The organism is Streptomyces sp. WAC05292 (genome assembly GCF_003949955.1).
In the GTDB taxonomy this organism is placed as follows: Bacteria; Actinomycetota; Actinomycetes; order Streptomycetales; family Streptomycetaceae; genus Streptomyces; species Streptomyces globosus.
The window spans coordinates 1-1894 of sequence record NZ_RPSE01000662.1; the positions used below are offsets into that span (position 1 = coordinate 1).

At 76.0% G+C, this 1894-nt stretch carries 2 protein-coding genes; both read right to left on the reverse strand.

The features are described 5' to 3' along the window. Nucleotides 1-4: 4 nt before the first annotated feature. Entirely contained in the window at nt 5-1069 is a 1065-nt protein-coding gene (locus EF903_RS32170) for a nucleoside triphosphate pyrophosphohydrolase (protein WP_125548482.1), read from the reverse strand. A 55-nt stretch (nt 1070-1124) separates the two neighbouring features. Further along, complete coding sequence (locus EF903_RS32175) at nt 1125-1751, reverse strand: SurA N-terminal domain-containing protein (RefSeq protein WP_125548483.1); 627 nt, start codon at nt 1749-1751, stop codon at nt 1125-1127. Nucleotides 1752-1894: the final 143 nt, after the last annotated feature.

Here is a 1894-nt window from a genome sequence, read left to right on the forward strand (position 1 = left end):
CCCCCTACTCCGCGGCCCCGTACGCCCCGTCCACCCCGTCCGCCCCGTCGGCGCCGGTGTCCTCGGCGGGGGCGGCGTCGAGGCCCTCGGCGGCGCGGATCGCGTCGCGGTAGGCGCGGGCCGCCGCCCGCAGGGCCGTCTCCGGGTCGGTGCCCTCCGCCTCGGCGCGCGCCGCGAGCCGCAGCAGCTCGTACCCGACGCCCTCGCCGGCCGGCAGGGCGACGGCCGGCCCGCCCGCCCGCACCCGCCCGGCGAGCTTCGCCGCGAGCGCCAGGCCGGGCTGCCCGAGCGGGATCCCGTCCGTGACCGACGCGCGGCGCTTCTCCGCCGCCTTGGTGCGCTGCCAGTGGGCGCCGACGTCCTCCGCGGTCTTCGCCTCGGCGTCCCCGAAGACGTGCGGGTGGCGGTGGACCAGCTTCTCGACGAGGGTGCCCGCCACGTCGTCCACGGAGAACGGCTCCTCGGGGTGCTCCTCGGCGATCCGCGCGTGGAAGACCACCTGGAGCAGGACGTCGCCGAGTTCCTCGCGCAGCTCCTGCCGGCTGCCCTCCTCGATCGCCTCGACCAGCTCGTACGACTCCTCGATGGCGTACTTCACCAGCCCCTGATGGGTCTGCCGGGAGGTCCAAGGGCACTCGCGGCGGACCCGGTCCATCACCTGGACGAGGTCGAGGAGCCGCGCACCGGGCAGGTCGTAGGAGCCGGGCAGCAGCTCCAGCTCGGGCATCGCGACCCGGCCGGAGCCGGCGAGCCGGGCCAGCCCGTCGGTCAGCCGCCGGTCGCCCTCCCCGCCGGGGATCACCACGACCGTGCGGCCGCCGGCGCAGGCCTCGACCAGCTCCTGCGCGTCCGGCACGGCGAAGCCGACCTCGACGCCTGCCTCGCGCAGGTACGGCAGCTGCGGATGGTCCGCGGCGGCGCACAGCACCTCGTCCGCGGTGCGCAGCGCCTGCCAGGCCGGCCAGGACAGCAGGCCGGGCGCGACCCGGTGGCTGACGGTCAGCAGGACGATCCGCCCGGTGTCGGGGACGGCGGGAGCGGCGGCGGGTTCGGCGGAGTGGGAGTTCACCCTTCGAACCTACCGCCCTGCCCCGCGCCGCGGCGGCGGGCCCCCGGGGGCCGGGTCAGGCCCCCGCGGCGGCCTGCTCGGGGCGGCTGCGCTGGGTGATCCAGGGGGTGGCCTGGTCGCCGAGGACGATCTGCTGGGCGTCCCACACTCCGTAGCGCGGGTTCACCTTGATGTGCAGCTCCTTCGCGGCGGCCGCGAGCCGCTCCAGCGCCTTGTCCTGGCTGCCGTAGTGCTCGAAGAGCTTGTCGCGCAGCAGCTTGAAGCGGGCGTCCGCCTCCAGCTGCGCGGGCGCCAGCTGCGCCTGCTCCAGCGCGGAGGCCTCCAGCCGCTCGCTGCTGCCGGCCTTCTCCAGCTGGGCCTGGCGGAACTCGCCGACCTCCCGCGGGGAGACCGTCACCCCCGCGTCCTTCGCGGCGCGCTCCAGGACGGCGGTCTGGATCATCTTGTTGAGCTTGACCCGCTCCAGGCCCGGCGAGGCCTGGATCAGCTGGGCGGCGCTGCCGTCGGCCCGGTTCTGGGCGTCGCGGACGGCGACCACCTGGGCCTGGAGTGCGGAGGTCGTGATCCGCTCGCCGCCGACGACGGCCGCGGTCCCGGGCCGGGCCCCGCCCGAGCAGGCGGACAGCAGGGGGGCCGCGACGAGCAGGGCGGCGGAGACGGAGAGCGCTGTGCGACGGTGCAAAGGAGCCTCCAGGGCCGGGAGATTGTGCGTCGGTGCACAAAGGCCGTGCGGTGATCGATGGTATGCAGTCGGGGTGGTCCGGGCCACCCGTTCGACCAACGATTCCCCTGGTGTCGCGGGTACGCCCCCCGCCACACCCGCCA